This is a genomic window from Achromobacter sp. SX5 (assembly GCF_056711425.1).
In genome coordinates, this window is sequence record NZ_CM160041.1 from 1,336,346 (window position 1) to 1,360,676 (window position 24,331).

At 69.0% G+C, this 24,331-nt stretch carries 27 protein-coding genes; 14 read left to right on the plus strand and 13 right to left on the minus strand.

Going from position 1 to position 24,331, the window contains the following annotated elements; translation table 11 throughout:
- The first annotated feature begins 31 nt into the window (after positions 1-31).
- From AC1M14_RS06265 to AC1M14_RS06315, 11 genes are all read left to right on the plus strand, one after another.
- Entirely contained in the window at positions 32-1,006 is a 975-nt protein-coding gene (locus AC1M14_RS06265) for a tripartite tricarboxylate transporter substrate binding protein (RefSeq protein WP_102773635.1), read from the plus strand.
- Between the two features lie 27 nt (positions 1,007-1,033).
- Positions 1,034-1,951, plus strand: a complete 918-nt coding sequence (hpaD, locus tag AC1M14_RS06270; protein WP_102773634.1) for a 3,4-dihydroxyphenylacetate 2,3-dioxygenase — start codon at positions 1,034-1,036, stop codon at positions 1,949-1,951.
- A 4-nt stretch (positions 1,952-1,955) separates the two neighbouring features.
- The gene (locus AC1M14_RS06275) at positions 1,956-2,396 is read left to right on the plus strand and encodes a 5-carboxymethyl-2-hydroxymuconate Delta-isomerase (protein WP_111825631.1); all 441 of its coding nucleotides are present in this window, start codon (positions 1,956-1,958) and stop codon (positions 2,394-2,396) included.
- Between the two features lie 3 nt (positions 2,397-2,399).
- Positions 2,400-3,236 carry a 2-oxo-hept-4-ene-1,7-dioate hydratase gene (gene hpaH, locus AC1M14_RS06280; protein ID WP_102773632.1) on the plus strand — a complete coding sequence of 279 codons (837 nt, stop codon included), beginning with the start codon at positions 2,400-2,402 and terminating at the stop codon, positions 3,234-3,236.
- Positions 3,233-4,069, plus strand: coding sequence for an aldolase/citrate lyase family protein (locus tag AC1M14_RS06285; protein WP_479731221.1), 837 nt, complete (start codon positions 3,233-3,235; stop codon positions 4,067-4,069). The genes hpaH and AC1M14_RS06285 overlap by 4 nt, the downstream gene beginning before the upstream one ends.
- Before the next feature lie 143 nt (positions 4,070-4,212).
- A complete protein-coding gene (hpaR, locus tag AC1M14_RS06290; RefSeq protein ID WP_479731222.1) occupies positions 4,213-4,638 on the plus strand; it encodes a homoprotocatechuate degradation operon regulator HpaR in 426 nt (141 codons plus the stop codon).
- Between the two features lie 67 nt (positions 4,639-4,705).
- The gene (locus AC1M14_RS06295) at positions 4,706-4,864 is read left to right on the plus strand and encodes a DUF5993 family protein (protein ID WP_219929589.1); all 159 of its coding nucleotides are present in this window, start codon (positions 4,706-4,708) and stop codon (positions 4,862-4,864) included.
- Positions 4,865-4,874: 10 nt separating this feature from the next.
- A complete protein-coding gene (locus AC1M14_RS06300) occupies positions 4,875-5,447 on the plus strand; it encodes a disulfide bond formation protein B (RefSeq protein ID WP_102773629.1) in 573 nt (190 codons plus the stop codon).
- 107 nt (positions 5,448-5,554) lie between these two features.
- Positions 5,555-6,070 carry a 5-(carboxyamino)imidazole ribonucleotide mutase gene (gene purE / locus AC1M14_RS06305; RefSeq protein WP_479731223.1) on the plus strand — a complete coding sequence of 172 codons (516 nt, stop codon included), beginning with the start codon at positions 5,555-5,557 and terminating at the stop codon, positions 6,068-6,070.
- Positions 6,071-6,075: 5 nt separating this feature from the next.
- Positions 6,076-7,266 carry a 5-(carboxyamino)imidazole ribonucleotide synthase gene (locus AC1M14_RS06310; protein WP_111825626.1) on the plus strand — a complete coding sequence of 397 codons (1,191 nt, stop codon included), beginning with the start codon at positions 6,076-6,078 and terminating at the stop codon, positions 7,264-7,266.
- Between the two features lie 8 nt (positions 7,267-7,274).
- Entirely contained in the window at positions 7,275-8,324 is a 1,050-nt protein-coding gene (locus AC1M14_RS06315; protein WP_102773627.1) for an L-threonylcarbamoyladenylate synthase, read from the plus strand.
- Between the two features lie 182 nt (positions 8,325-8,506).
- Here AC1M14_RS06315 and AC1M14_RS06320 read toward each other — a convergent pair whose 3' ends face one another.
- Genes AC1M14_RS06320 through AC1M14_RS06335 form a run of 4 tightly spaced genes read right to left on the minus strand, consistent with a single transcriptional unit; the run spans position 8,507 to position 11,711 of the window.
- Positions 8,507-9,334 (minus strand): IclR family transcriptional regulator domain-containing protein, encoded by an 828-nt coding sequence (locus AC1M14_RS06320; RefSeq protein ID WP_102773626.1) that lies wholly within the window; start codon positions 9,332-9,334, stop codon positions 8,507-8,509.
- On the minus strand, positions 9,334-9,975 hold the full coding sequence (locus tag AC1M14_RS06325; RefSeq protein ID WP_479731224.1) for a 3-oxoacid CoA-transferase subunit B: 642 nt from the start codon (positions 9,973-9,975) through the stop codon (positions 9,334-9,336). Before AC1M14_RS06325 ends, AC1M14_RS06320 begins: the two co-directional genes overlap by 1 nt.
- Positions 9,976-9,985: 10 nt before the next feature.
- Complete coding sequence (locus tag AC1M14_RS06330) at positions 9,986-10,666, minus strand: 3-oxoacid CoA-transferase subunit A (protein ID WP_102773624.1); 681 nt, start codon at positions 10,664-10,666, stop codon at positions 9,986-9,988.
- Between the two features lie 46 nt (positions 10,667-10,712).
- Positions 10,713-11,711 (minus strand): tripartite tricarboxylate transporter substrate binding protein, encoded by a 999-nt coding sequence (locus AC1M14_RS06335; RefSeq protein ID WP_209165799.1) that lies wholly within the window; start codon positions 11,709-11,711, stop codon positions 10,713-10,715.
- A 313-nt stretch (positions 11,712-12,024) separates the two neighbouring features.
- On the opposite strand from AC1M14_RS06335, the gene AC1M14_RS06340 reads away from it, so the two are divergent.
- A complete protein-coding gene (locus AC1M14_RS06340) occupies positions 12,025-13,047 on the plus strand; it encodes an amino acid ABC transporter substrate-binding protein (RefSeq protein WP_102773622.1) in 1,023 nt (340 codons plus the stop codon).
- 37 nt (positions 13,048-13,084) lie between these two features.
- Here AC1M14_RS06340 and AC1M14_RS06345 read toward each other — a convergent pair whose 3' ends face one another.
- Genes AC1M14_RS06345 through AC1M14_RS06360 form a run of 4 tightly spaced genes read right to left on the minus strand, consistent with a single transcriptional unit; the run spans position 13,085 to position 17,273 of the window.
- Positions 13,085-13,495 carry a Zn-ribbon domain-containing OB-fold protein gene (locus AC1M14_RS06345; RefSeq protein WP_479731225.1) on the minus strand — a complete coding sequence of 137 codons (411 nt, stop codon included), beginning with the start codon at positions 13,493-13,495 and terminating at the stop codon, positions 13,085-13,087.
- A gap of 3 nt (positions 13,496-13,498) precedes the next feature.
- Positions 13,499-14,668 (minus strand): thiolase domain-containing protein, encoded by a 1,170-nt coding sequence (locus AC1M14_RS06350; protein ID WP_479731226.1) that lies wholly within the window; start codon positions 14,666-14,668, stop codon positions 13,499-13,501.
- A gap of 14 nt (positions 14,669-14,682) precedes the next feature.
- The gene (locus tag AC1M14_RS06355) at positions 14,683-15,663 is read right to left on the minus strand and encodes a Bug family tripartite tricarboxylate transporter substrate binding protein (protein ID WP_479731227.1); all 981 of its coding nucleotides are present in this window, start codon (positions 15,661-15,663) and stop codon (positions 14,683-14,685) included.
- A 53-nt stretch (positions 15,664-15,716) separates the two neighbouring features.
- Entirely contained in the window at positions 15,717-17,273 is a 1,557-nt protein-coding gene (locus tag AC1M14_RS06360) for an AMP-binding protein (protein WP_479731228.1), read from the minus strand.
- A 169-nt stretch (positions 17,274-17,442) separates the two neighbouring features.
- Here AC1M14_RS06360 and AC1M14_RS06365 point away from each other — a divergent pair, with 169 nt between their 5' ends.
- On the plus strand, positions 17,443-18,021 hold the full coding sequence (locus AC1M14_RS06365) for a TetR/AcrR family transcriptional regulator (protein WP_102773617.1): 579 nt from the start codon (positions 17,443-17,445) through the stop codon (positions 18,019-18,021).
- Between the two features lie 152 nt (positions 18,022-18,173).
- A complete protein-coding gene (locus tag AC1M14_RS06370; RefSeq protein ID WP_479731229.1) occupies positions 18,174-19,730 on the plus strand; it encodes an acetolactate synthase large subunit in 1,557 nt (518 codons plus the stop codon).
- Here AC1M14_RS06370 and AC1M14_RS06375 read toward each other — a convergent pair.
- The 5 genes from AC1M14_RS06375 to AC1M14_RS06395 are packed head-to-tail and all read right to left on the minus strand — an operon-like array spanning position 19,727 to position 24,327.
- Positions 19,727-20,437: an ABC transporter ATP-binding protein gene (locus AC1M14_RS06375; RefSeq protein ID WP_102773615.1), complete on the minus strand. Its 711-nt coding sequence runs from the start codon at positions 20,435-20,437 to the stop codon at positions 19,727-19,729. The genes AC1M14_RS06370 and AC1M14_RS06375 overlap by 4 nt on opposite strands.
- A complete protein-coding gene (locus AC1M14_RS06380; RefSeq protein ID WP_102773614.1) occupies positions 20,434-21,201 on the minus strand; it encodes an ABC transporter ATP-binding protein in 768 nt (255 codons plus the stop codon). The genes AC1M14_RS06375 and AC1M14_RS06380 overlap by 4 nt, the downstream gene beginning before the upstream one ends.
- Complete coding sequence (locus AC1M14_RS06385) at positions 21,194-22,249, minus strand: branched-chain amino acid ABC transporter permease (RefSeq protein WP_479731230.1); 1,056 nt, start codon at positions 22,247-22,249, stop codon at positions 21,194-21,196. The genes AC1M14_RS06380 and AC1M14_RS06385 overlap by 8 nt, the downstream gene beginning before the upstream one ends.
- A 2-nt stretch (positions 22,250-22,251) precedes the next feature.
- The gene (locus tag AC1M14_RS06390; protein ID WP_102773612.1) at positions 22,252-23,133 is read right to left on the minus strand and encodes a branched-chain amino acid ABC transporter permease; all 882 of its coding nucleotides are present in this window, start codon (positions 23,131-23,133) and stop codon (positions 22,252-22,254) included.
- Between the two features lie 33 nt (positions 23,134-23,166).
- A complete protein-coding gene (locus tag AC1M14_RS06395; protein WP_102773611.1) occupies positions 23,167-24,327 on the minus strand; it encodes an ABC transporter substrate-binding protein in 1,161 nt (386 codons plus the stop codon).
- Between the last annotated feature and the right edge of the window lie 4 nt (positions 24,328-24,331).

The window sequence follows — 24,331 nt, forward strand, 5'->3', positions numbered from 1 at the left end:
AAATCCCGATAGCACGATAAAGGAGACAACCATGCAACGCCGCCACTTTCTGCAGCTTTGTTCCGCCGCCGCGCTGGCCGCTACCGCCGGGCCGGGCCGCGCCCAGTCCGGCGACTGGCCGGCCAGGCCCCTGCGCGTCGTCGTGCCGTTTCCGCCGGGCGGCACCACCGACATGGTGGCGCGCCTGATCGGCGCCGAGCTGGGCAAGCAGCTGGGCCAGAGCGTCGTCGTGGAGAACAAGCCCGGCGCGGGCACGGTGATCGGCGTGGACTACGTGGCCAAGCAGCCGGCCGACGGCTACACCTTCGTCTGCGTGGCCAACAGCTTCACGGCCAACAAGACGCTGGTCAAGAAACTGCCCTACGACACCGACAAGGATCTGCAGCCCGTGGCGCTGATGGGCCTGTCCGAGCACGTGCTGGCCACCCATCCGTCCAGCGGCCTGAAGACCCTGGCCGACCTCAAGCAGGCGGCGCTGGCCAAGCCCGACACGCTGACCTACGCCTCGTTCGGCAACGGCACCTCGGCGCACCTGGCCGGCGCGCTGCTGTGCCAGATGATGGGCGTGGACATGGTGCACGTGCCCTACAAGGGCCAGGGCCCGGCGCTCACCGACCTGCTGGGCGGGCAGGTCAGCGTGATGTTCGGCAACTGGTCGGAATTCCGCAGCCACGTCGAAAGCGGCAAGCTGGTCGCCCTGGGCATGGCCACGCGCCAGCGTTCGCGCTTCGCGCCCGACGTGCCGACGCTGGCCGAGCAGGGCGTGGACCTGGAGTCCAACTCCTGGCAGGGCCTGCTGGCGCCGGCGGGCACGCCCGACGCCGTGGTCCAGCGCGTCAACGCCGAAGTCAACAAGGCGCTGGCCGCGCCCGGCGTGGTGGAGGTTTTCGCCAAGAGCGGCGTGGTCTCGCGGGCCGGCTCGGTGGCGCAGTTCGAGCAGTTCGTCCACAGCGAGATCGGCAAATACGGTGAGATCATACGGCGCGCCAACATCACCACGGGCTGACGCGCCATCGTTTTCAAGGGAACCATCATGGGTAAGCTAGCACTCGCAGCCAAGGTCACGCATGTTCCATCCATCTATCTGAGCGAACAGGACGGCCCGCGCAAGGGCACGCGCCAGGACGCCATCGACGGCCTGACGGAGATCGGCCGGCGCTGCCGCGAGGCCGGCGTCGACACCATCGTGGTGTTCGACACGCACTGGCTGGTCAACGCCGGCTACCACATCAACTGCGCGCCGAATTTCAAGGGCCTGTACACCAGCAACGAGCTGCCGCACTTCATCAGCAACATGGGCTTCGAGTTTCCCGGCAACCCGGCGCTGGGCAAGCTGCTGGCCGAGACGGCCAACGCGTTCGGCGTGGAGACGCTGGCGCACGACGCCACCACGCTCGATCCCGAGTACGGAACGCTGGTGCCCATGCGCTACATGAACGCGGACCGGCAGTTCAAGGTGGTCTCGGTCTCCGCCATGTGCACGGTCCATTACCTGAACGACAGCGCCCGCCTGGGCTGGGCGATCCGGCGCGCCATTGAGGACAAGTACGACGGCACGGTGGCCGTCCTGGCCAGCGGCTCGCTTTCGCACCGCTTCGCGCAGAACGGGCAGGCGCCCGATTTCGCGTTCAGGATCTGGAGTCCGTTCCTGGAACAGCTGGACCGCGAAGTGCTGCGCATGTGGCAGGCCGGCGAATGGAAGGCCTTCTGCGGCATGCTGCCCGAGTACGCGGCCAAGGGCCACGGCGAAGGCTTCATGCACGACACGGCCATGCTGCTGGGCGCGCTGGGCTGGTCGGACTACGACGGCCGGGCCGACCTCGTCACGCCGTACTTCGCAGCCTCGGGCACGGGGCAGGTCAACGCGGTCTTTCCGGTGACGCCGCAGGACGGCGCCGCCATTCCCGCGGCGCAGGCCACGGCCGGCGCCGCGCCGGCGGGGAGGCTCTGACGCCATGCCTCACGTCGTCATCCTCTATACCGGCAACCTCGAAGCGCAGGCCGACATGGGCGGCCTGTGCCGGGCCGTCGCCGACGCCATGCTCACCGTGCGCGCCGAAGACGGCAGCCAGGTCTTTCCCACCGGCGGCACGCGCGTCTACGCCTATCCGGCGCCGCATTACGCCGTGGCCGACGGCGGCGCCGCGGGCCGGGCCGCCGGCGGCGACGGCGACTACGGTTTCGTCTACGTCAACCTGCGCATGGGCGCGGGCCGCTCCGACGCCGTCAGGCAGGCCGCCGGCGACGCGATCGCGGGCAGCGCCCGAAAGCACCTGGCGCCGCTGTTCTCCGATCCGCGCAAGCACCTGGGCCTGACGGTGCAGGTCGACGAAGCGCCGGGCCAGGTCTACGACGCCAAGCACAGCACCCTGCATCCCTTGTTCACGAAGAAATAATCCATGTTTTCCGCAGAACTCCTGACCCGGCTCGCGCAGGAACTCGACCAGAGCCAGAAATCGCGCCAGCAGATCGAACATTTCTCCAAGCGCTTTCCCGACATGACGGTCGAGGACGGCTACCGCGTGTCGCGCGAATGGGTGCGCATGCAGACCGCCGCGGGCCGCAAGGTCATCGGCCACAAGATCGGCCTGACCTCGCGCGCCATGCAGATCGCCAGCCAGATCGACGAGCCCGATTACGGCACGCTGCTGGACTCCATGCTCTACACCTGCACCGAAGGGCAGGTGCTGGACATTCCGTTCGGCAACTTCATCGCCCCGCGCGTGGAAGTGGAGCTGGCCTTCGTGCTCAAGGCGCCGCTGGCCGGCCCCGGCCTGCCCGGCGGCAAGGAAGTGACGCTGGACGACGTGCTGGCCGCCACCGAATACGTGACGCCGGCCATCGAGATCATCGATGCGCGCATCGAGCAGTTCGACCGCCACACCAAGGCGATGCGCAAGGTGTACGACACCATCAGCGATAACGCGGCCAATGCCGGCATCGTGGTCGGCGCGCGCCGCGCCGCGCCGGCCTCGCTGGACCTGCCCTGGTGCGGCGCCGTGCTGCGCCAGAACGGGGCGGTGGAGGAAACCGGCCTGGCCGCCGGCGTGCAGGGCCATCCGGCGATCGGCGTGGCCTGGCTGGCCAACAAGCTGGCGCCCTGGGGCGAATCGCTGCAGCCCGGCCAGCTCGTGCTGGCGGGATCGTTCACGCGGCCGGTGGCCGCCCGGCCCGGCGACCTGTTCGAAGCCGACTACGGCCCGCTGGGCGCGCTGCGCTTCAGGATGAAAGCATGACGATGACCACGCCTACCCAAACCCCCGTCAACCGCTTCAAGGCGGCCATCGCGCAGAAACAGGCCCAGATCGGGCTGTGGCTGGGCCTGGGCAGCCCGTACTCGGCGGAGATCTGCGCCGGCGCCGGTTTCGACTGGCTGCTGATCGACGGCGAGCACGGCCCCAACGACACGCTGACCCTGCTGTCGCAGCTGCAGGCCATCGCCGCCTATCCCGGCGTCCATCCCATCGCCCGCGTGCCCATGGGGCACGGCGAGGTCGGCGAAATGCTGATCAAGCAGTACCTGGACGTGGGCGCGCAGACGCTGCTGGTGCCCATGGTCGACACGGCGCAGCAGGCCGCGCGCATCGTGCGCGCGGCGCGCTACCCGCAGAACGACGGCCAGGGCGGCATACGCGGCATGGGCGGCGCGCGCGCGTCGGCCTGGGGGCGCCGCGCGGCCTACTACCACGAAGCCAACGCCCAGGTCTGCGTGCTGGTGCAGGTGGAGACGCTCGAAGGCCTGCGGAACCTGGACGCCATTGCCGCGACCGACGGCGTGGACGGCGTGTTCATCGGCCCGGCCGACCTGTCCGCGGCCATGGGCCACGTGGGCGATCCCGGCCATGCCGAGGTGCAGGCCGCGATCGGCGACGCGATCGCGCGCATCCAGCGGGCCGGCAAGGCCGCCGGCATCCTGACCGCCGACGAAGCGCAGGCCCGCCATTACCTGGACCTGGGCTGCAGCTTCGTGGCCGTGGGCCTGGATACCCGCCTGCTGGTGCAGGCCACCAGCGCCCTGGCCGGCCGCTACAAGCGCGCGCAGCCGGCGCCGCAGGGGGGCGCGTATTGACCGGAATCGCGCCGCCCGGCCGCCCGGGCCCATGTCATGGTCCGCTTGTATACAATTTGGCGCTCCCTTGCGCCATTGCCATGACAGAACCCCAGACCCCCGCCGCATCCCGACCCCTGCGCTCGTTTTCCCGCTCCCTGCCGATGGCCTTGCTCCAGGCCCGCGAGTCGGTCATGGTGCGCTTTCGCCCCATGCTGCGCGAGCACGGACTGACGGAGCAGCAGTGGCGGGTGCTGCGCGCCATGTCGGCGGCCGGACGCAGCCTGCGGCCCATGGAAATGGCGCAGATGACCTTCATCAGCATGCCCAGCCTGTCGCGCCTGTTGAAGACGCTGGAGGCCAAGGAACTGATACACAGGAGCCGCCTGAACGACGACCTGCGCGGCGCGGAGTTCGGCCTGACGGAGGCGGGCTGCATGATCGTGGCCGAGATCGCGCCGCATTCGGAATCCACCTACGCGGAAATCGAGAGCCTGGTGGGCGCCGAAGACGTGGAGCTGCTGTACCAGGTGCTGGAGCGCGTGGTGCGCCGCCTGGGCGTGCCGAGTGACGGACCGGATTCGGTCTGAATTCCGATAACATTTATTGCGCATTGTTACGCTATACTTCACCGCGACCCAGACAGGAGCGCTACGTATGGTAATGATGCTGCCTTTCCTGACCGGCCTGGTCGCAGTGTGGTTCGGGATGCTAGGAAAGCGCCGCCCCTGCGTGACCTTCTGGCTGCTCACCCTCGCGATCTACGCCGCCTGGTGCCAGTACCACATGACCAGCCCGCTGGCGCTGTCGTTCTGAGGGCGGGCGCATGATCTTCTCCCTCAATCCCGCGCGCGGCTCGCGCATCCTGAACGGCCTGGCCCTGCTGGGCGTCACCGGCGTGCTGGGCGTGGCCTTCTTCTGGCAGTTCGCCTATGGCGAGCTGCCGTGTCCGCTGTGCCTGTTGCAGCGCGTGGCCCTGGTCATGGCCGGCGTGGGTTTTCTGCTGAACCTGCGCATGGGCCCGTCGCCGATGCACTACGCGATGAGCATCGCCGGCGCGCTGGGCGGCATGCTGGCCTCGGGCCGCCAGGTGCTGCTGCACATCATGCCGGGCGACCCGGGCTACGGCGAGCCCTTCATGGGCCTGCATTTCTACACCTGGGCCTTCATCGCCTTCGTGGCCATCATCGTGTTCTGCGCGGTGATGCTGTCGGTGGACCGCAAGTGGGGCGACAGCATGCTGAAAAAGCCGCTGCCGGCCATCGGCATCGTGGTCATGGCCCTGTTCTTCATCGCGGTGCTGGCCAACGTCGGGGCCACCACGCTGGAATGCGGCTTCGGACCCTGCCCGGACGACCCCACCACCTATCTGTTGCTGGATTCCGGCTCGCCCCGCTAGCGTCCCGCCCCGGACGGGTAAAATAGCCGGTTTCGCGGCCTGGTTCCGCGGTCCTTCCGACCTTGCCGCGGCCCTGGCGCCGCGGTCTCAACTTTCAGACACCGGTTATGACAGCCAAGACTTCCGCAGAGGCCACCCCCGTGGTGGGCGTGATTATGGGTTCTTCCAGCGATTGGGAGGTCATGAAACACGCGGTCGCCATGCTGGAGGACTTCGGCGTGCCCTGCGAGGCGCGCGTGATTTCCGCGCACCGCATGCCCCAGGACATGGCCGAGTACGGCGCCGCCGCCCACGCCCGCGGGCTGCGCGGCATCATCGCCGGCGCCGGCGGCGCGGCGCACCTGCCGGGCATGATGGCGGCGCTGACCGAAGTGCCGGTGTTCGGCGTGCCGGTGCCGTCCAAGTACCTGCGCGGCGAAGACTCGCTGCTGTCCATCGTGCAGATGCCCAAGGGCGTGCCGGTGGCCACCTTCGCCATCGGCGAAGCCGGCGCCGCCAACGCGGCGCTGCACGTCATCGCCACCCTGGCCGCTACCGACGCCGGCCTGCACCAGCAGCTGGTGGCGTTCCGCGCCCGCCAGACCGAGGCCGCGCGCGCCATGAAGGTTCCGCCCGAGGCCTGATCAGAATGACGCTATCCACTGCTTACACGATTGCCCCCGGCGGCTGGCTGGGTCTGCTGGGAGGCGGCCAGCTGGGCCGCATGTTCTGCCACGCGGCGCAAAGCCTGGGCTACAAGGTCGCGGTGCTGGACCCCGCCGCCGAGTGCCCGGCCGGCATGGTCGCCGACCTGCACATCCAGGCCGCCTACGACGACGAGGACGGCCTGGCCCGCCTGGCCGCCACCTGTCAGGCCGTGACCACCGAATTCGAGAACGTGCCGGCCGACAGCCTGCGCACGCTGGCCACCCGCTGCCGCGTCAGCCCGGCCGGCGACGCCGTGGCCATCGTGCAGGACCGCATTGCCGAAAAAACCTTCATCGCCGCCCAGGGCATCGCCGTGGCGCCGCACGCCGCCATCCGCAGCGAAGCCGATCTGCGCGCCGCGCCGGACAGCCTGTTCCCGGGCATCCTCAAGGTGGCCCGGCTGGGCTATGACGGCAAGGGCCAGGCCCGCATCGCCACGCGCGACGAGGCGCTGGCCGCCTTCGCCGAATTCGGCGGCGTGGCCTGCGTGCTGGAAGCGCTGATGCCGCTGGACTACGAAATCTCGGTGGTCCTGGCGCGCGGCTTCGACGGCGCCAGCATGGTGTTTCCGGTGGCGCGCAACGTGCACCGCGACGGCATCCTGGCGGTCTCCACCGCCGCGCCGGTCCAGCAGGACGCGGCCCATGCCGAACGCCAGGCCCGCGCCACCGAGGCGGCGCAGGCCATCGCGCAGGGCCTGGGCTACCACGGCGTGCTGTGCGTGGAATTCTTCGTGCTCCAGGACGGCAGCCTGATCGTCAACGAAATCGCGCCGCGCCCGCACAACAGCGGCCACTACACCATGGACGCCTGCCTCACCAGCCAGTTCGAGCAACAGGCGCGCGCCATGGCCGGCCTGCCGCTGGGCGGCACCGACCTGCTGGCGCCCGCGGTCATGCTGAACATCCTGGGCGACATCTGGTATCCGTCGGCCACCGCCACCACGCAGCGCGAGCCCGACTGGGCCGCCGCGCTGGCCGTGCCCACCGCCAAGCTGCACCTGTACGGCAAGCGCGAAGCGCGCCGCGGCCGCAAGATGGGCCACATCAACATCGTGGCGCCCACCTTGCAGCAGGCCCGCGACGACGCCGCCCGCGTGGCGGCGGCGCTGGGCATGCAGGCTCCGGAATAAGCGACGCCATGAACGCCTTGCCCACTGCCTGCGCCGGCGATGCGGAGATCGCCCTGGCCGCCCGCCGCCTGCTCGAAGGCGGCCTGGTCGCCTTTCCCACCGAGACCGTCTACGGCCTGGGAGCGGACGCCGAGAACGCGCAGGCGGTGGCGCGGATCTACGCGGCCAAGGGCCGCCCGTCCAACCATCCGGTCATCGTGCACATCGCGCCGCAAGGCGACGTGTCTTATTGGGCGGCCGAAGTGCCGCCGGAAGCGCGCCTGCTGATCGACGCGTTCTGGCCCGGTCCCCTGACCCTGATCCTCAAGCGCGCCGCGCACATCGCCGACACCGTCAGCGGCGGCCAGGACAGCATCGGCATCCGCTGCCCCTCGCATCCGGTGGCGCAGGCGCTGCTGGCGGCCTTCGCGGCCGGCAAGCCGAACGGGCAGGGCGGCGTGGCCGCGCCCTCGGCCAACAAGTTCGGCCAGGTCTCGCCCACGCGCGCCGAGCACGTGCGCAGCGAATTCCCCGGGGAAGTGGCCGCCGGCATGCCGGTGCTCGAAGGCGGCGCCTCGGACGTCGGCATCGAATCCACCATACTCGACCTGTCGCGCCTGGACCGCGGCGCCGGCCCCGTGCTGCTGCGCCCGGGCCACATCAGCGCCGCCCAGATCGAAGCCGTGCTGGGCGTGCAGGTGTTCGCCCCGGACGCGGCCGCGCCGCGCGCCTCGGGCACGCTCAAGGCCCACTACGCGCCGCGCACGGCGCTGGAACTGGCTTCCGACGCCCGTCTGCGCGACGTGATCCAGGGCCGCGACCTGCCGGCCGGGCGCGTGGTCGCCGTCGCCTATGGCGAACCGCCCGCCGCGCTGGACCCCCGGGTGCAATGGCAGTCCGTGCCCGCCGACCCGGCGCGCTACGCCCAGGCCCTCTACGGCCTGCTGCGCGACCTGGACCAACAGGGCTATGCCCGCATCATCGTGCAGGCCCCGCCCGCCACCGAAGCCTGGCACGCCGTCAACGACCGCATCGGGCGCGCGGCCGCGGCGTTCACGCTGGATACGACGGATTTGTGATGGTTCAGGGGCGGCTGGCGCCGCCTGATGGGTTTCGCGCGTTGGAGATATGAGTTCTTGCTCAAGGACTCTCGCGCTGCACCCATCCTACGTTCGACGGTTCGATGCAATCGGTCGAACGTAGGATGGGTGCAGCGCGAGAAAACCTGAAGAAAAACCGGACATCGAACGCGCGAAACCCATCACGCCGCCAGAAACTCCCCAATCCGCTCCACCGCCTGGCGCAGCGGCGGCAGGAACTCCTCGGTCAGCCGTTGCAGCGGCACCCTGGCGGCCTTGACGCTGACGTTGACCGCGCCGCAGGCCTTGCCGCTGGCCGAGCGCACGGGCACCGAGATGGCGCGCACGTTCAGCTCCAGTTCCTGGTCGACGACCGCATAGTCCTGTTCGCGGATGCGCGCGAGTTCGGCGCGCAGCCGGTCCTCCGACACCACGGTGAATTCGGTATAGGGCTGCAGTTCGGTCGCCGCGAAGTAGCGGGCCAGCGCGGGCGGCGGCAATTGCGCCAGCAGCACGCGGCCGATGGAGGTGCAATAGGCCGGCAGCCGGCTGCCCAGCCCCATCGACGTGGCCAGCAGGCGATGGACCTCGGAGCGCGCGAGGTACAGCATCTCGTGGCCTTCCATGATGGCCAGCGCGCAGGTTTCGTTGACCGTGGCGCTCAGTTCCTCCAGCACCGGCTGGGCCAGCGAGACGAAGGGCGTGGATGAGAAATAGGCATAGCCCAGCCCGAGGATGCGCGGCGTAAGCACATAGAGCCGGCCGTGCTGCTCGGCCATGCCCAGCAGGGTCAGCGTATGCAGGCAGCGCTGCACCACGGCGCGGGGCAGGCCGGCGCGGCGGCTCAGTTCGGCCGCGGTCTGCGGCTGGCGGCGCGTGCCGAAGGCGCGGATCACGTGCAGGCCGCGCGCCAGCGTCAGCATGTAGTCCGGATCGCCACGCAGCAGGTCGGGGTGATCCTCCGCCGCCAGCGGCGCGGCGTAACCGGGAGGGGGCAGGTTGGGCGGCATCAGTCTGCGCGCAGCGGCGCGCCGGTGCGTTCCTGCAGCGTTTTCAGGGTCATGCCGTCGATCATATCCCGGACCCGCAGCCCCTCGGGCGTGACGTCGATGACCGCGAGGTCGGTGTAGATGCGGTCCACCACGCCCGCGCCGGTCAGCGGATAGGTGCAGCGTTCGACGATCTTGGGCTCGCCGCTCTTGGTGGTGTGCTCCATCATGATGTAGACGCTGCGCGCGCCCACCGCCAGGTCCATCGCGCCGCCCACCGCGGGCGGCTCGCCCGGGCGGCCGAGCGACCAGTTGGCCAGGTCGCCGTTGGCCGCCACCTGCATGCCGCCCATGACGCAGATGTCCAGATGGCCGCCGCGCATCATCGCGAACGAATCCGCGTGATGGAAGTACGAGCCGCCGGCCTGCAGCGTCACCGGCTGCTTGCCGGCGTTGATCAGGTCCAGGTCGGCCTCGCCCTCGGCCGGCGGCGGGCCCATGCCCAGGATGCCGTTCTCGCTGTGCAGCACGATTTCGCGGCCGGGCGGCAGGTGCGCGGCCACCAGCACCGGCATGCCGATGCCCAGGTTCACATAGCTGCCTTCGGGAATGTCGCGGGCCAGGCGGCGCGCCATGGCCTCGCGGCTCAGGGGTTGGAACATGCGGACTCCTTCAGCTCGAGAAGGCGGCGTCGGCCACCTGCGTCACGCGCTTGACGAAGATGCCGGGCGTGACCACGGCTTCCGGCGGCAGCTCGCCCAGCGCCGCCTTGGCGCGCACCTGCACGATGGCGGTGCGCGCCGCCATGCACATCACCGGCCCGAAGTTGCGCGCGCTCTTGTTGTAGGTCAGGTTGCCCCAGCGGTCGGCGCGGTCGGCCTTGACCAGGGCGAAGTCGCCGTGCAGCGGTTCCTCGAACACGTGGCCGCGGCCGTTGATGATGCGCGTCTCCTTGCCGCGCGCCAGTTCGGTGCCGTAGGCTGTGGGCGTGTAGAAGCCGCCCAGGCCGGCGCCGGCCGCGCGCAGGCGTTCGGCGATGGTGCCCTGCGGCACGCATTCCAGTTCGATGCGGCCCTGGCGGTACAGATCGTCGAAGACCCAGGAATGCGAGGCCTTGGGAAACGAACAGATCACCTTGCGCACGCGGCCGGCCTTGATCAGCGCGGCCAGGCCGGTTTCGTGGTTGCCGGCGTTGTTGCTGACCACGGTCAGCTCGCGCGCGCCCTGCGCGATCAGCGCATGGATCAGTTCGGTCGGCATGCCGGCTCCGCCGAAGCCGCCGATCAGCACCGTGGCGCCGTCATGGATGTCCGAGACCGCCGCCTCGGGGCTGTCGTAGAACTTGTCGATCATGGAGAACTCCCGTCGGGGCAGGGCGCGGCGGGCGCGCCCGCCGCCTTTAGTTCACGGTGATGTGCGCCTGCTTGATGATCTCGGCGTAGCGTTCCGAGTCCTTCTTCATCAGGGCCGCGAACTGCTCGGTGGTGCCGCCCACGGGCAGGAAGCCCGCGTCCAGGAATTTCTGCCTGACGTCGGGCTCCTTGACGATCTCGCTGATCTCGCGCGCCATGCGCTCGATGATGGGCTTGGGCGTGTTGGCGGGCGCCATCAGCCCGGCCCAGGAGCCGGTCACGAAACCGGGCAGGCCGGCTTCTTCCATGGTGGGGACGCCGGGCTCGGTCGGCCAGCGCTCCTTGCCCGTGAAGGCCAGCGCCTTCAGGCGGTTCTGCTTGACGTACTGCATCGGCACCAGGATGGGGTCGAACACCATGGACACGCGTCCGGCCAGCAGGTCGGCCAGGATGGGGGCGCTGCCCTTGTAGGCCACGTGGGTCATGGTGATCTTGCTCTGCAACGCGAAATCGGCGCCGGTCAGGTGCGCGCTGGAGCCGTTGCCGCTGGAGGCGTAGGTGAGCTTGTCCGGATTCTTGCGGGCGTACTCCACCAGCTCCGCCACGCTCTTGGCCGGCACGTCCTGGGCCACGAACAGGAACAGCGGCAGGTCCGCCATCTGCACCACGGGCGTCAGGTCGGCCGGGCCGTAGTTCAGCTTGTACAGGTGGAAATTGATGATGTAGGCCGGCAGCATGGACAGGAAGGTATAGCCGTCCGGCTCGGCCTTGGCGGCGATGGCCGAGCCCAGGCTGCTGTTGGCCCCGGGCCGGTTCTCGACCACGATGGTCTGGTTCAGGCGCGGGCCCAGCTTTTCCATCACGATGCGGGTCACGATGTCGGTCGAGCCGCCCGGCGTGTAGGGCACGATGATCTTGATGGGCTTGCTGGGCCAGTCGTCGGCCGCCTGTGCCGGGCCGGCCGCCAGGCCGGCGGCGGCCAGGGCGGCGCACATCAGGGTCTTGAGGGTATGGCGGCGTAGCCGCGCGTTGCTTGCAAGGGCCATGGAACTTTGTCTCCTCCATGAGTCGGCGGACTGGGGGGCGCATGTGGCGCGCCTTTTCTTGTGGCGCGCCGCGGCGATCGGCCGCGGCGCGAAAAAAGTATTGCATGCAAGCGCGGGCCGCCGAGACGCCGCGCGGGCCGATAAAGTTCGATCACCGGACAGCCTGTAAACGCCGGGCCCGCGGGGCGCGGACCCCGGGTTTCCACTAGGATGCGTTCCGTTGTTCGCACCGTGGACATCGCTTAATCTGGCTCGGTTTGCGCCGCGGCCGCGCCCGCAGGCAGGCACGGCGTCCATCTCAGGAGAGGCAAAAATGAAGCGGTCCATCTTGTTTGCTGCCGGCGCGCTCGCCCTGGCTTGCGCATCCCAGGCGGCGGTGGCGGGTCCCACGCTGGATGCGGTGAAGAAAAAAGGATTCGTGCAGTGCGGCCTGACCGACGGCGTGTCGGGCTTTTCGGCGACCAACAGCAAAGGCGAATGGGAAGGCCTGGACGTGGACATCTGCCGCGCGGTGGCCGCGGCCGTGTTCGGTGATTCGACCAAATTCAAGGGCACGGCGCTGTCGACCCAGCAGCGCTTCACCGCGCTGCAATCGGGCGAGGTCGACGTGCTGCTGCGCACCGTCACGCTGACCCAGACCCGCGATACCTCGCTGGGCCTGTCGGCCGTGGCCGCCAGCTTCTACGACGGCCAGGGCATCCTGGTGAACAAGAAACTCGGGGTCAAGAGCGCCAAGGAACTCAACGGCGCCACGGTCTGCGTGCAGCCCGGCACCACCACCGAACTCAACCTGGCCGACTGGTTCCGCGCCAACAACATCGAATTCAAGCCGGTCGTGATCGACAAGGTCACCGAAGTCGTGCGGGCCTTCGAATCGGGACGCTGCGACGCCTTCACCGACGACTCCTCGCAGCTGGCCGCCGTGCGCGCCACCCAGGTCGCCAACCCCGACGACTACGAAATCCTGCCGGAGCGCTTCTCCAAGGAGCCGCTGGGCCCGATGGTGCGCCAGGGCGACGAGAACTGGCTCGGCATCGTGCGCTGGACCCTGTTCGCCCTGATGGAAGCCGAGGAATACGGCATCACGCAGAAGAACGTGGACGAAATGCTCAAGAGCAAGAACCCCAACGTTTCGCGCATCCTGGGCGTGACACCGGGCGCCGGCAAGAACATGGGCCTGGATGAAAAATGGGCCTACAACGCCATCAAGGCGGTGGGCAACTACGGCGAGATCTTCGAACGCAACGTAGGCAAGGGCAGCAAGCTCGGCCTGGAGCGCGGCACCAACGCCCTGTGGAGCAAGGGCGGCGCCATGTATCCCTGGCCGATCCGCTGACCGGAATGTGCATGGACGGCCGCCCCGCGCGGCCGTCCTACGGTGCGAGGGTGAAGTAAGGCGCGTAGCGCCCGTCCGGCGTCTGTCGGAACACGGCGGATACGCGCTGCCCGATCCGCAGCGCGCGCAGGTCGCAATCGACCATATTGCTCAGCAGGATCGGGCCTTCGTCGAGTTCGACGTAGGCCAGGGCATAGGGCGGATCGGCGCGCTCGATGATGCTGAACGCGTACAGGCTGCCTTGGCCGCTCGCCGGTTCCCAGCCGGTATCGTCGCCGCCGCACAGCGGGCACACGACGCGCGGATACCAGTGGGCGCGCCGGCATCGGTTGCAGGTCTTCAGCAGCAATTGCCCCTGCTGCGCGGCGGCCCAGAATGGCGCGGTCTCGGGATACGCCTGGGCGTAAGGGTCGTTCTGATGGGCGGTTGCGTCGATAGGCTGGTTCACGCCTTACTCCCGTTCGAAGATCAAGGTGGAATGCGCATGGGCCACGCCCATGACCAGGCCCGGACCCGATGCCAGCGCCAGGTTGCAGCCGGGCACCTGCACGGCCGGATGCGCTTCGCCGCGCAGCTGGCGCACCGCTTCGATCACTTTCGTCATGCCGCCGCGGTTCGACGGGTGGTTATTGCACAGCCCGCCGCCGTCGGTGTTGAAAGGCAGCTTGCCGCGTCCGGAGATGAGATTGCCTTCGGCCGCATAGGCGCCGGCCTGCCCCTTCTTGCAGAACCCCAGGTCTTCGAGCTGCATCAGCACCATGATGGTGAAGTTGTCGTAGATCGACGCGTATTTCACGTCGTCGACCGCGATGCCCGCCTCGGCGAAAGCCAGCTTGCCGCTGGCGACGGCGCCGGAAGTGACCGGGTCGATGTAGCCGCCACGCGCAGTCTTGATGCTTTCGCCCGCGCCGATGATCTTGACGAGCGGACGCGCGAGCCGCCTGGCGATTTCCGGGCTGGTCAGCACCAGCGCCCCGCCGCCGTCCGTGATGACGCAGCAATCCATGCGATGCAGGGGGCTGGCGATGATGGGCGAGGCCAGCACGTCCTCGACGCTCACCGGCGTGCGCAGCGCCGCGTGCTCGTTGTATTGCGCATGGTGCGCGGCCGCGACCTTGACGGCGGCCAGCTGCGCCGAGGTGGTGCCGTACTCGTGCATGTGGCGCTGCGTCAGCATGCCGTATATGCCCGTGATGGTGGACCGGTACGGGCGGTCCCAGGGCGTTTCGGGGCGCTCCGGACCCAGCTCGCGCGGCGCCGTGCCCGTGGCCATGCCGCTGCTCTTGGGCTTGCCGGCCAGGGTGACCAGGGCCACCGAGCATTTGCCTTGCGCGATGGCGAGCGCGGCATGGCGCACGTGCACCATGTAGGAACAGCCGCCCAGCTCGGTGCCGTCCACCCACTTCAGGTCCAGGTTCAGGTATTCCGCCATGGACAGGGGGCTGCCGCCCGGCGCGTCGCCGGCGCAGAAATAGCCGTCCACGTCCTTGATGTCCAGCCCGGCGTCGCGCAGCGCGCCGAGCGCGCATTCGGCGTGGAGCTGCGTGACCGATTTATCGGGCGCGTAGCGCGTGGGATGCTCGTATGCGCCCGCGATGTAGGCCTTGCCTTTGAGTGTCATGAGCTTTCCACCGGTCATTGTTTTGGAATGTTGCCGTCGCGGATGACGCGGCCCCACTTCGCATACTCGTCCTGCACGAATTTCGCGGTCTGGTCCGGCGTCGCCACCACGGGAATCAGCGCTGCGGCATCCAGGGTCTTGCGCAGGTCGGGATCGGACTGCGCGTCGTTGACCGCCTGATTCAGGCGGGCCGTCACGTCGTCCGGTGCGCCCTTGGGCAGGAACGCCGCCATCCAGCCGACCACCTCGAAACCCGACACGCCCGATTCGGCGATGGTGGGCACGTCCGGCAATTGCGCTTCGCGCTTGGCCGTGGTGACGGCAATCGCCTTGATCTTGCCGGACTTGATCTGGCTGATGGCCGCGCCGATGTTGGCGAACATGAAGTCCACGTGGCCGCCGATCAGCGCCGACATGGCTTCGGACGGGCCGCTGTAGGGCACGTGCATGTATTCCAGGCCCTTGACCTCCTGCTTCAGCAATTCGGCGGCGAGGTGGGCGGAGCTGCCGATGCTGCCCGAGGCGTAATTGATGTCGCCGGGCTTGGCCTTGATGTACTTGATGAATTCGTCGAAGGTGTTCGCCGGAAATGAGGCGTTGACCACGAGCACGTTTCCGTTCAGGCCGAACATCGCCACCGGCCGGAAGTCCTTGAGCGGGTCATAGGGCGTAGACGTCATCAACTGCGGATTGATGGCGTGGGTGACGTTGGTGCCCAGCAGCAGCGTGTAGCCGTCGGAGGCGGAGCGCGCCACGTAGTTCGCGCCGATGAGCGCGCCCGCGCCCGGCTTGTTCTCGGTGACGATCGGCTGCTTGAGCGCATCCGACATGTATTTCGCGAAGGTTCTGCCGGTCAGGTCGGTGACGCCGCCCGGCGCGAAGGGGACGATCAGCTTGATGGGCCGGGCCGGGTAGGGCTCCTGCGCGTGAAGCGGGGCGCTCGCCATGCCCAGGGCCAAAAGGCATGCTTTGAAAATGCGGTGTCTGATGCGCATCGTTGTCTCCTTGGTTGCCCGTAGGCCGGCTTGTTTATTCAGGGTGGTTTCGCTCAGCCGACCTGGCGGTCGCGGCCGGTCCAGTACCGGCTTCTGATGGTCTTGCGGTCGATCTTGCCCAGCGCCGTGAGCGGCAGCCGGTCTTCGAACACCACGGTCTTCGGCGCATTCACCACGCCTTTGTGCCGGGTCACGTATTCGATGATCGCGGCGGCGTCGGCGCGCGCGCCGTCCTTGAGCACCACGATCGCCGTGACGGCCTCGCCCCACTTCTCGTCGGGCACGCCGATGACGGCGGACAGCGCGACGTCGGGATGCTGCGCCAGGCAGTTCTCGACTTCGCTGGGATAGACGTTGAAGCCGCCGGAGATGATCATGTCCTTCACCCGGTCGACGATGTACAGATAGCCCGCGGCGTCCATGCGCGCCATGTCGCCGGTGTGCAGCCAGTCGCCCGCGAAGACCTTGTCGTTTTCTTCCGGCCGGTTCAGATAGCCCTCCATCACCAGCGGGCTGCGCACGCAGAGTTCGCCTATCTCGCCCGTGGGCACTTCCTGCAGGTTCTCGTCCAGCAGCTTCACCTGGTTGCCGGCGATGGCCTGGCCGCAGGAGCGCAGCAGTTCGGGACGCCCGGGGTCGTGGTCCTGGCGGCGCAGGTAGCAGATGGTCATCGGCGCTTCGGCCTGGCCGTACACCTGGCCGAATACCGGGCCGATCCTGCGCAGCGCGTCCAGCAGCCTGGACGGCGCCATGGGGGCCGCGCCATAAAGAACCAGTTCGAGGCTGGAGCAGTCGCTGGCGGCCAGCGCCGGATGGTCCAGCAGGCCGTAGATCTGCGTCGGAACCAGGAAGGTGAAATTGATGCGGTGGCGCTGCACGCGCTCCAGAAAGCCGGCCGGCGTGTACTTGTCGCTCAGGTAGACGGCGCCGCCGCGCAGAAAGGTCGGCAGGATCAGGCCGCCCGCCGCGTGCGAGATCGGCGTGGTCACCAGATACCGCACATGCCGCGGCCACTCGTACGAGCCCAGCATTTGCAGCGTCATGGTGACGGCGGTGCGATGAGTCTGCAGAATGCCCTTGGAACGGCCGGTGGTGCCGCCGGTGTAGGACAGCTTGGTGATGTCTCCGGGCCGGGCGTCCAGCGGCAGCTCGCCGCCGTCCATCGCCGCCGCTTCCCGGACCATGCCGCCGTCCAGCGGCAGCACCATGGGCACCGCGCCGCGCGCCTCGATGGCCTGGGCGCGTTGCGCGTACTTGCTGTCGTCGACCACCAGGGCCCGCACCTGCGCGTCCTGCAGCACGAAGACGTGGTCCTCCTCGGAGGCCATCGGGTGCAGCGCGACCGACTTCAAGCCGATGAACTGCGCCGCGATGATGGCGGCGATGGCCTCGGCGCGGTTGCCGACGAGAAAGGCAATGGCGTCCTGCCGTTGCAGGCCTTTGGCGCGCAGCAGCCGCGCGTAGCGATGGCACATCGCCTCCAGCTCGGCGTAGGAAAGCGCGGCCTCGTCGGAGACGATGGCCGGGGCATCGGGAAACGCCCTGAACGACGTACGGTACAGGGCGGCGACCGTGGCGCCTTCATGCAGGGAATCGTGGGGAAGGCGCATCGGGTCTCCGTTGTTCTTTTGGTACTGAAATCTATGTTTCAGTACCGATTTGAAATGACAAACGGTACTGTGTCAATATTGTTGGTGCCAAAACAGGGGGCTCCCGGACTAGGTGTTTTACCTAGGCGTCGTAGAATGCCCCCTCTCATCCACAGGCAAGCGGCGATACATGGCGAAACGACGTACCGACGAGGTTTTCATCAAGGAACTGACCGCGTTGCTGATCGTCGAGGGCGTGTCCGCGCTGACCATTGCCGACATTGCGCAGCGCATGCAGTGCTCGCGCCGGCGTCTCTACGAAATCGCGCCCACCAAGGAAGAGCTGTTCGTCAATATTTGCCGGCAGGTGCTGCAGGGCAACCTGGAGAAAGGGTTTGCCGCCGCGCGCGAGCAGGCCGACGGCGCCAGGGCGATCGCGGCCTATCTGCACGCGACGCTGAACGCATCCGGCCTGAGCAAGGCGGCCCTGACCGACCTGGACGCGACCGAGAGCGGCCGCGCGGTGTTCGACGCCTATCAATTGGCGCGGGTGCGCGGGCTGGAGTCCATGATCGAAGAGGGCGTGCGCCAGGGACTGCTGGCGCCGCACAATCCGCGCGTGCTGTCGGAAGCCATCCTGGGCGCGGCGCACCGCCTGAGGAACCAGCGGTTTCTGGAGGAAACCGGCCTGACGATCGGCGCGGCCTTCGCCGAGTTCTACGAAGTCGTGCTCAACGGCCTGCTGGCCAGGCCGCCGGCCGGCACGTGATTCCGGACAGCGGAAATTGACCGCCGAACCGGGAATGGTTCCATCCGTTCGCGCCGAGATGGCCCTATCGCGTTCGGGCCAGGCTTCCTATCATGCCAACTATCCGGGCGCGCCGCCGCGCCCGCACCGCCCAGAAATTATCAGGAGACACGATGAACGGCGCTGACAGCCTTTGCGACACCTTGCTTGCGAACGACGTGGACGTTTGCTTCGCCAACCCGGGCACCTCGGAGATGCACTTCGTGGCGGCGCTGGACCGCAAGCCCCGGATGCGCTGCGTGCTGGGCCTGTTCGAGGGCGTGGTGACCGGCGCGGCCGACGGCTACGCGCGCATGGCCGACAAGCCGGCCGCGACCCTGCTGCACCTGGGGCCGGGGCTGGGCAACGGCCTGGCCAACCTGCACAACGCCAAGCGCGCGCGCACGCCGATGGTGAACATCGTGGGCGACCACGCCACCTATCACGTCCAGTACGACGCGCCGCTGACCAGCGACGTCGAGGGCGTGGCGCGTCCGATGTCGCATTGGGTCAAGCGCACGCTGACGGCCGGCGCGCTGTCGGCCGACGCGGCCGAGGCCGTGGGCGTGGCGCGCCAGGCGCCGGGCAACGTGGCCACGCTGATCCTGCCGGCCGATACGGCCTGGACCGAGCTGCCGGAAAACACGCCGCCGGTGCTGGCGCCGCGCACGGCGCCGGCGCAGACGTCGGCGCAGGCGGTGCGCGCGGCCGCCGCCGCGATCCGCTCGGGCGAAAACGTGACGCTGATGCTGGGCGGGGCCGCGCTGCGCGAACGCGCGTTGAACGCCGCCGGCCGTATCGCGCGCGCCACCGGCGTGCGCCTGATGTCGGAAACCTCGAACCGCCGCGTCGAGCGCGGCGGTTCGCGCACGCCGGTCGAGCGCCTGCCCTATGTGATCGACCTGGCGGTGTCCAAGCTCAAGGACGTGCGGCATCTGGTGCTGGTCGGCGCGCGGGCGCCGGTGGGCTTTTTCGCCTATCCGGGCAAGCCCAGCCTGCTGGCGCCGGCCGACTGCAACCAGGTGGTGCTGGCTTCGGCCGAACAGGACCTGGCGCACGCGCTGGAATGGCTGGCCGACGAACTCGGCATCGCCGCCGACGCGCCGCGCCTGGCGCCGCCGGCCGCGGCCTACGAGGTGCCGCAGTCCGGCCGCCTGACCGGGGCGGCGGTGAACATCCTCATCGCGCACAGCTTGCCGGAACAGGCCATCGTGTGCGACGAGTCCATCACGCAGGGCCGCGAATTCCCGATCTACAGCGCCAGCAGCGCGCCGCACGACTGGCTCGTGCTGACCGGCGGGGCCATCGGCATTGGGCTGCCGCTGGCGACCGGCGCGGGCGTGGCCTGCCCCGACCGCAAGGTCGTCACGCTGCAGGCCGACGGCAGCGGCATGTACACGCTGCAGGCCCTGTGGACCCAGGCGCGCGAGAACCTCGATTGCCTGACGGTGATCCTGGCCAACCGCTCCTACGCCACGCTGCATGGCGAAATGAAGAAGGTCGGCGTGGAGGAGCCCGGCCGCAACGCCCGCCGCATGCTGGACCTGCAGGAGCCCCACCTGGACTGGACGCACCTGGCGCGCGGCATGGGCGTGGAGGCGGTGAGCGTGGACACCGTGGAAGGCTTCGCGCGCGCGCTGCAGGAAGGCCTGAAGCGCCGCGGCCCGTTCCTGATCGAAGCGGTGATCTAGACGCCCAGGTGGCGGGTGAGCTGCTCCGGCTCGCGCGCCAGCGCGGCGCTGTCGCCGTCGCGCACGATCAGGCCTTTTTCCATGACCAGGCAGCGGTCGGTGTGCGCCAGCACCGCGCGGTAGTTGCGGTCCACGATCAGCGTGGACATGCCGCTGGCGCGGATCTGGCGGATGATCTTCCAGATCTCGGCCACGATCAGCGGCGCCAGGCCCTCGGTGGCTTCGTCCAGGATCAGCAGTTCGGGATTGGTCATCAACGCGCGGCCGATGGCCAGCATCTGCTGCTCGCCGCCCGACAACTGCTGCCCGCCGTGTCCGAGGCGCTCCTGCAGCCGCGGAAAAGTGTCTAGCACGCGCGCGTAGTTCCAGTCCTGGCGGCCGCGCCTGCCGGGGCGCGCCGCGACCTGCAGGTTTTCGCGCACGTTGAGGTTGGGGAAGATGCCGCGTCCTTCCGGCACGTAGGCCACGCCCAGCCGGGCGATGGCGTGCGGCTGGGCGCGGGTGCAGTCGCGGCCGTCGACGCGCACGCTGCCCTGCGCGCATCTGACCTGCCCGACCAGGCTGCGTATCAGAGTGGTCTTGCCCATGCCGTTGCGGCCCACCAGCCCGACGGACTCGCCGGGCGCGATATGCATGTCGACCCCGCGCAGCACGTGGCTGGCGCCGTAGTAGACGTGCAGGCCGCCGGCTTCGATCAGCGTGTTCATCGTCCGGCTCCGGCGTCGGCGTCCTCGCCCAGGTAGGCGGTGCGCACTTCGGGGTTGGCGCGGATCTCCTGCGGCGTGCCGCTGGCGATGGCGCTGCCGTTGACCATCACGGTAATGGTCTCGGCCACGCGGAAGACCGCGTCCATGTCGTGCTCGACCAGCAGGATGGCGTGGCCGGACTTGAGCGTCTGCAACAGCGCCAGGATGCGGTCGGTTTCCTCCGGCCCCATGCCGGCCAGCGGCTCGTCCAGCAGCAGCACCTGGGGCTCGCCCGCCAGGCACATGGCGATTTCGAGCTGGCGCTTGCGGCCGTGCGGCAGCAGCCCGGCCGCGCGCGGCGCGTCGTCGGCCAGCCCGGTGCAATCGAGCGCGTGGCGCGCCAGTTCGGCGCTGCGGCGGCAGTCGGAAGCCGGCCGCCACCAGCGCCAGAACCGCTGCCGGCGCGCCTGCGCGGCGAGCCGGCAGTTCTCCAGCACGCTCAGCTCCGGGAAGATGGTCGAGCGCTGGTAGCTGCGGCCCAGGCCGGCGCGCGCCCGCTCGGGCTGGCGCCAGGCGGTGACGTCGCGCCCGTCCAGCATGACCTGGCCGCTGCTGGGCGCCAGTTCGCCCGACAGGATGTTGATCAGCGTGGACTTGCCGGCGCCGTTGGTGCCGATGACGGCATGGACCTGGCCGCGCCGCAGGCCCAGCGAGACGCCGTTGACCGCGGTGAGGCCGCCGAAGCGGCGCGTGACGGCGCTGGCGGCGAGCAGGACTTCAGACATGGGGCTCTCCCTGTATGGGCAGGCGCGTCGGCGGCGCCGGGCGGCCGGGCGTGGCGGCTTCCGGTCTGGGAGCGGCGCCGGCGGCGCGCGCCTGGCGGCGTCGGCGCAATTGCGCCGGCAGGCCGGCCAGCCCGTCGGGCAGCAGCGCCACCAGCGCGATGATGGCCAGGCCCAGCGGCAGGTGCCAGTGGCTGGCGTAGTCGCCGAAGATCGCCTGGGACTGGAACAGTTCCTGCAGCAGCACCAGCGCCACGGTGCCCAGCACCGCGCCGCCCAGGCTGGCCATGCCGCCCAGGATCACCATCAGCAGCACCAGCCCGGACTGCTCCCAGGCCAGCAGCTCGGGCGTGACGAAGCCGTCCTTGAGCGCGAACAGAAAGCCGGCCAGGCTGGCCAGCGCCGCGCCCACCACATAGGCGGTGAGTTTGTACGGATAGGTCGAATAGCCGGCCGCGCGCATGCGTTGCTCGTTGATGCGGATGCCGGCCAGCGCGGCGCCGAAGGCCGAGCGCCGCAGCAGGGCCAGAAAGCCCCAGACCAGCGCCAGGCAGGCCAGCACGAAGAAGTAGAACGTGCGGGCCTCTCCCAGGTCGAAGGGCATCCAGCCGGCCACCGACAGTTCGGGCCGGAAGTACAGATAGATGCCGTCGCTGCCGCCGCCCACGTCGGTATCGTGGAACACGTAGTAGGCCATCTGCGAGAACGCCAGCGTGACCATGATGAAGTACACGCCGCGCGTGCGCAGCGCCAGCGCGCCGGTGACCGCGGCATAGCTTGCGGCCGCCAGCACCGCGGCCGGCAGCAGCCACCACAGGCTGGCCGCCTCCGACTCGGGCGACAGCAGCGCCGCGGTGTACGCGCCGATGCCGAAGAAGGCGGCGTGCCCCAGGCTGACCAGTCCCGCGCCGCCCACCAGCAGCTGCAGGCTGAGCGCGAAGATGGCGTAGATCATGAGCTTGACCGCCAGGCCGGTGTAGTAGTCGCTGCCGCTCCAGGCGAAGGCCGCCAGCGCCAGCAGGGTCAGGGCGGGTAGGAATCGGTTCAACATATTCAGCCCTGCTTGAACAGCCCTTCGGGCTTGCATAGAAGAATGAACGCCATCAGCAGGTACACCAGCACGCCGGCCGCGGACGGGAACAGCACCTGCCCGAAGGTCTCGACCACCCCGACCAGCATCGCGGCCAGGAAGGCGCCGCGCACCGAGCCGATGCCGCCGATCACCACGACCACGAAGCACACGATCAGCACGCCGTTGCCCATGCCGGGATAGACGGAAGAGACCGGCGCGGCGATGCTGCCGGCCAGCGCCGCCAGCGCCACGCCGGCCGCGAACACCAGCCGGTACAGGCGGTTGACGTCGATGCCCAGCGAGGCGGTCATTTCACGATTGCTGGAGCCGGCGCGCAGCATCATGCCCAGCCGGGTGCGCGCGATCACCCAGTACAGCAGCAGCGCCACCGCGATGCCGACCGCCGAGATGAACAGCCGGTACACCGGATACGTCATGACGCCGCCCAGCGGGATGCTGCCCTGCAGCCAGGCGGGCAGCGGCACGCCGTGCACGTCGTTGCCCACCAGGATGCTGCGCAGCTCCTCGAAGACCAGGATCAGGCCGTAGGTCATCAGCACCTGCTGCAGGTGGTTGCGCCGGTACAGATAGCTGAAGAAGGCGGCTTCCAGCAGGTAGCCCAGCACGGCGGCGGCCACGACGCAGACCGCCAGCGTGGCCAGGAAGCCGCCGCCCAGCCAGCGGTCGACCGCCGGCCCGAGCGCGAACGCCATGTAGGCGCCGATCATGTAGAAGCTGCCGTGGGCCAGATTGATGATGCCCATGATGCCGAAGATCAGCGTCAGGCCGCTGGCCACCAGGAACAGCAGCAAGCCGTACTGGAACGCGTTCAGGCTCTGGATGAGCAGGATGCCGATGTCCATGGGGCCTCCCTGTGGCCGGTGCGCGTTGCGGGATCAGAGCTTGCAGCCGCGGGCCGGGTCGGCCAGCTTGGGCACGGCGACCTCCACGACCTTGTTCTCCATCCCGTCGACGCGGCGTAGGTAGATGTCCTGCACCGGGTTGCCGGCCGCCGACAGCGTGAAGGCGCCGCGCGGGCTGTCCACGGTGGCCCCGCGCATGGCCTTGCGGAAGGCTTCTTTCTTGCCGAAATCGCCGTTCACCGCGGCCAGGCCCGACTGCATCAGCTGGGCCGCGTCGTAGCCCTGTACGGCATAGACGTCGGGCTGCATCTTGTAGGCCTTGGCGTAGTCGGCGCGGAAGGCGTTGTCGCGCGGCGTGTTCAGGCCGTCGGCATAGTGCAGCGTGGTGAGCAGGCCCTGGGCGGACTCGCCCTGGGCCTGCAGCGTGCCGTCGGTGAGAAAGCCCGAACCGTACAGCGGGATGGTCTTGCCCAGGCCCGCGGCATGGTAGTCCTGCACGAACTTCACCGCGCCGCCGCCGGCGAAGAAGGTGAACACCATGTCGGGCTTGAGCGCCGCGATCTCGGTCAGGAGCGGCTGGAACTCGACGTTGGGAAACGGCAGGCTCAGTTCCTTGACCACCTTGCCGCCGGCCTTCTCGAAGCCTTCCTTGAAGCCGCCGATGGCCTCGTCGCCGGCCGCGTATTTCCAGGTGATGGTGACGGCCGTCTTGTGGCCCTTGGCGTAGGCCACCGGCCCCATCGCGTAGGCCGGCTGCCAGTTGGTGAACGAGGTGCGGAAAATGCCCGGACTGCACAGCGGGCCGGTGATGGCGTTGGCCCCGGCGTTGGTGACGATCAGCGTGGTGTCGCTGTCCTTGGCGGCCTTGGCCAGCGCCATCGCCACGCCCGAGTGCACGGTGCCGATCAGCACGTCGACCTTGTCGCGCTTGATCAGGCGGTTGGCGTTCTCGGCGGCCTTGGCCGGATTGGACTCGTCGTCCACCTTGAAATACTCGATCTCGCGTCCGCCCAGCTTGCCCCCTTGTTCGCCGACGTACAGCCTGAAGCCGTTCTCGATGGCGTTGCCAAGCGCGGCGTAGGTGCCGCTGTAGGGCAGCATGAAGCCGACCTTGATCTTGTCGGCCGCCTGGGCGCCGCCGGCTGCGAGCATCAGGGCCGCGGCGAGCGCGGTCCGGGTCAGGGCGTGGTTCATGGTG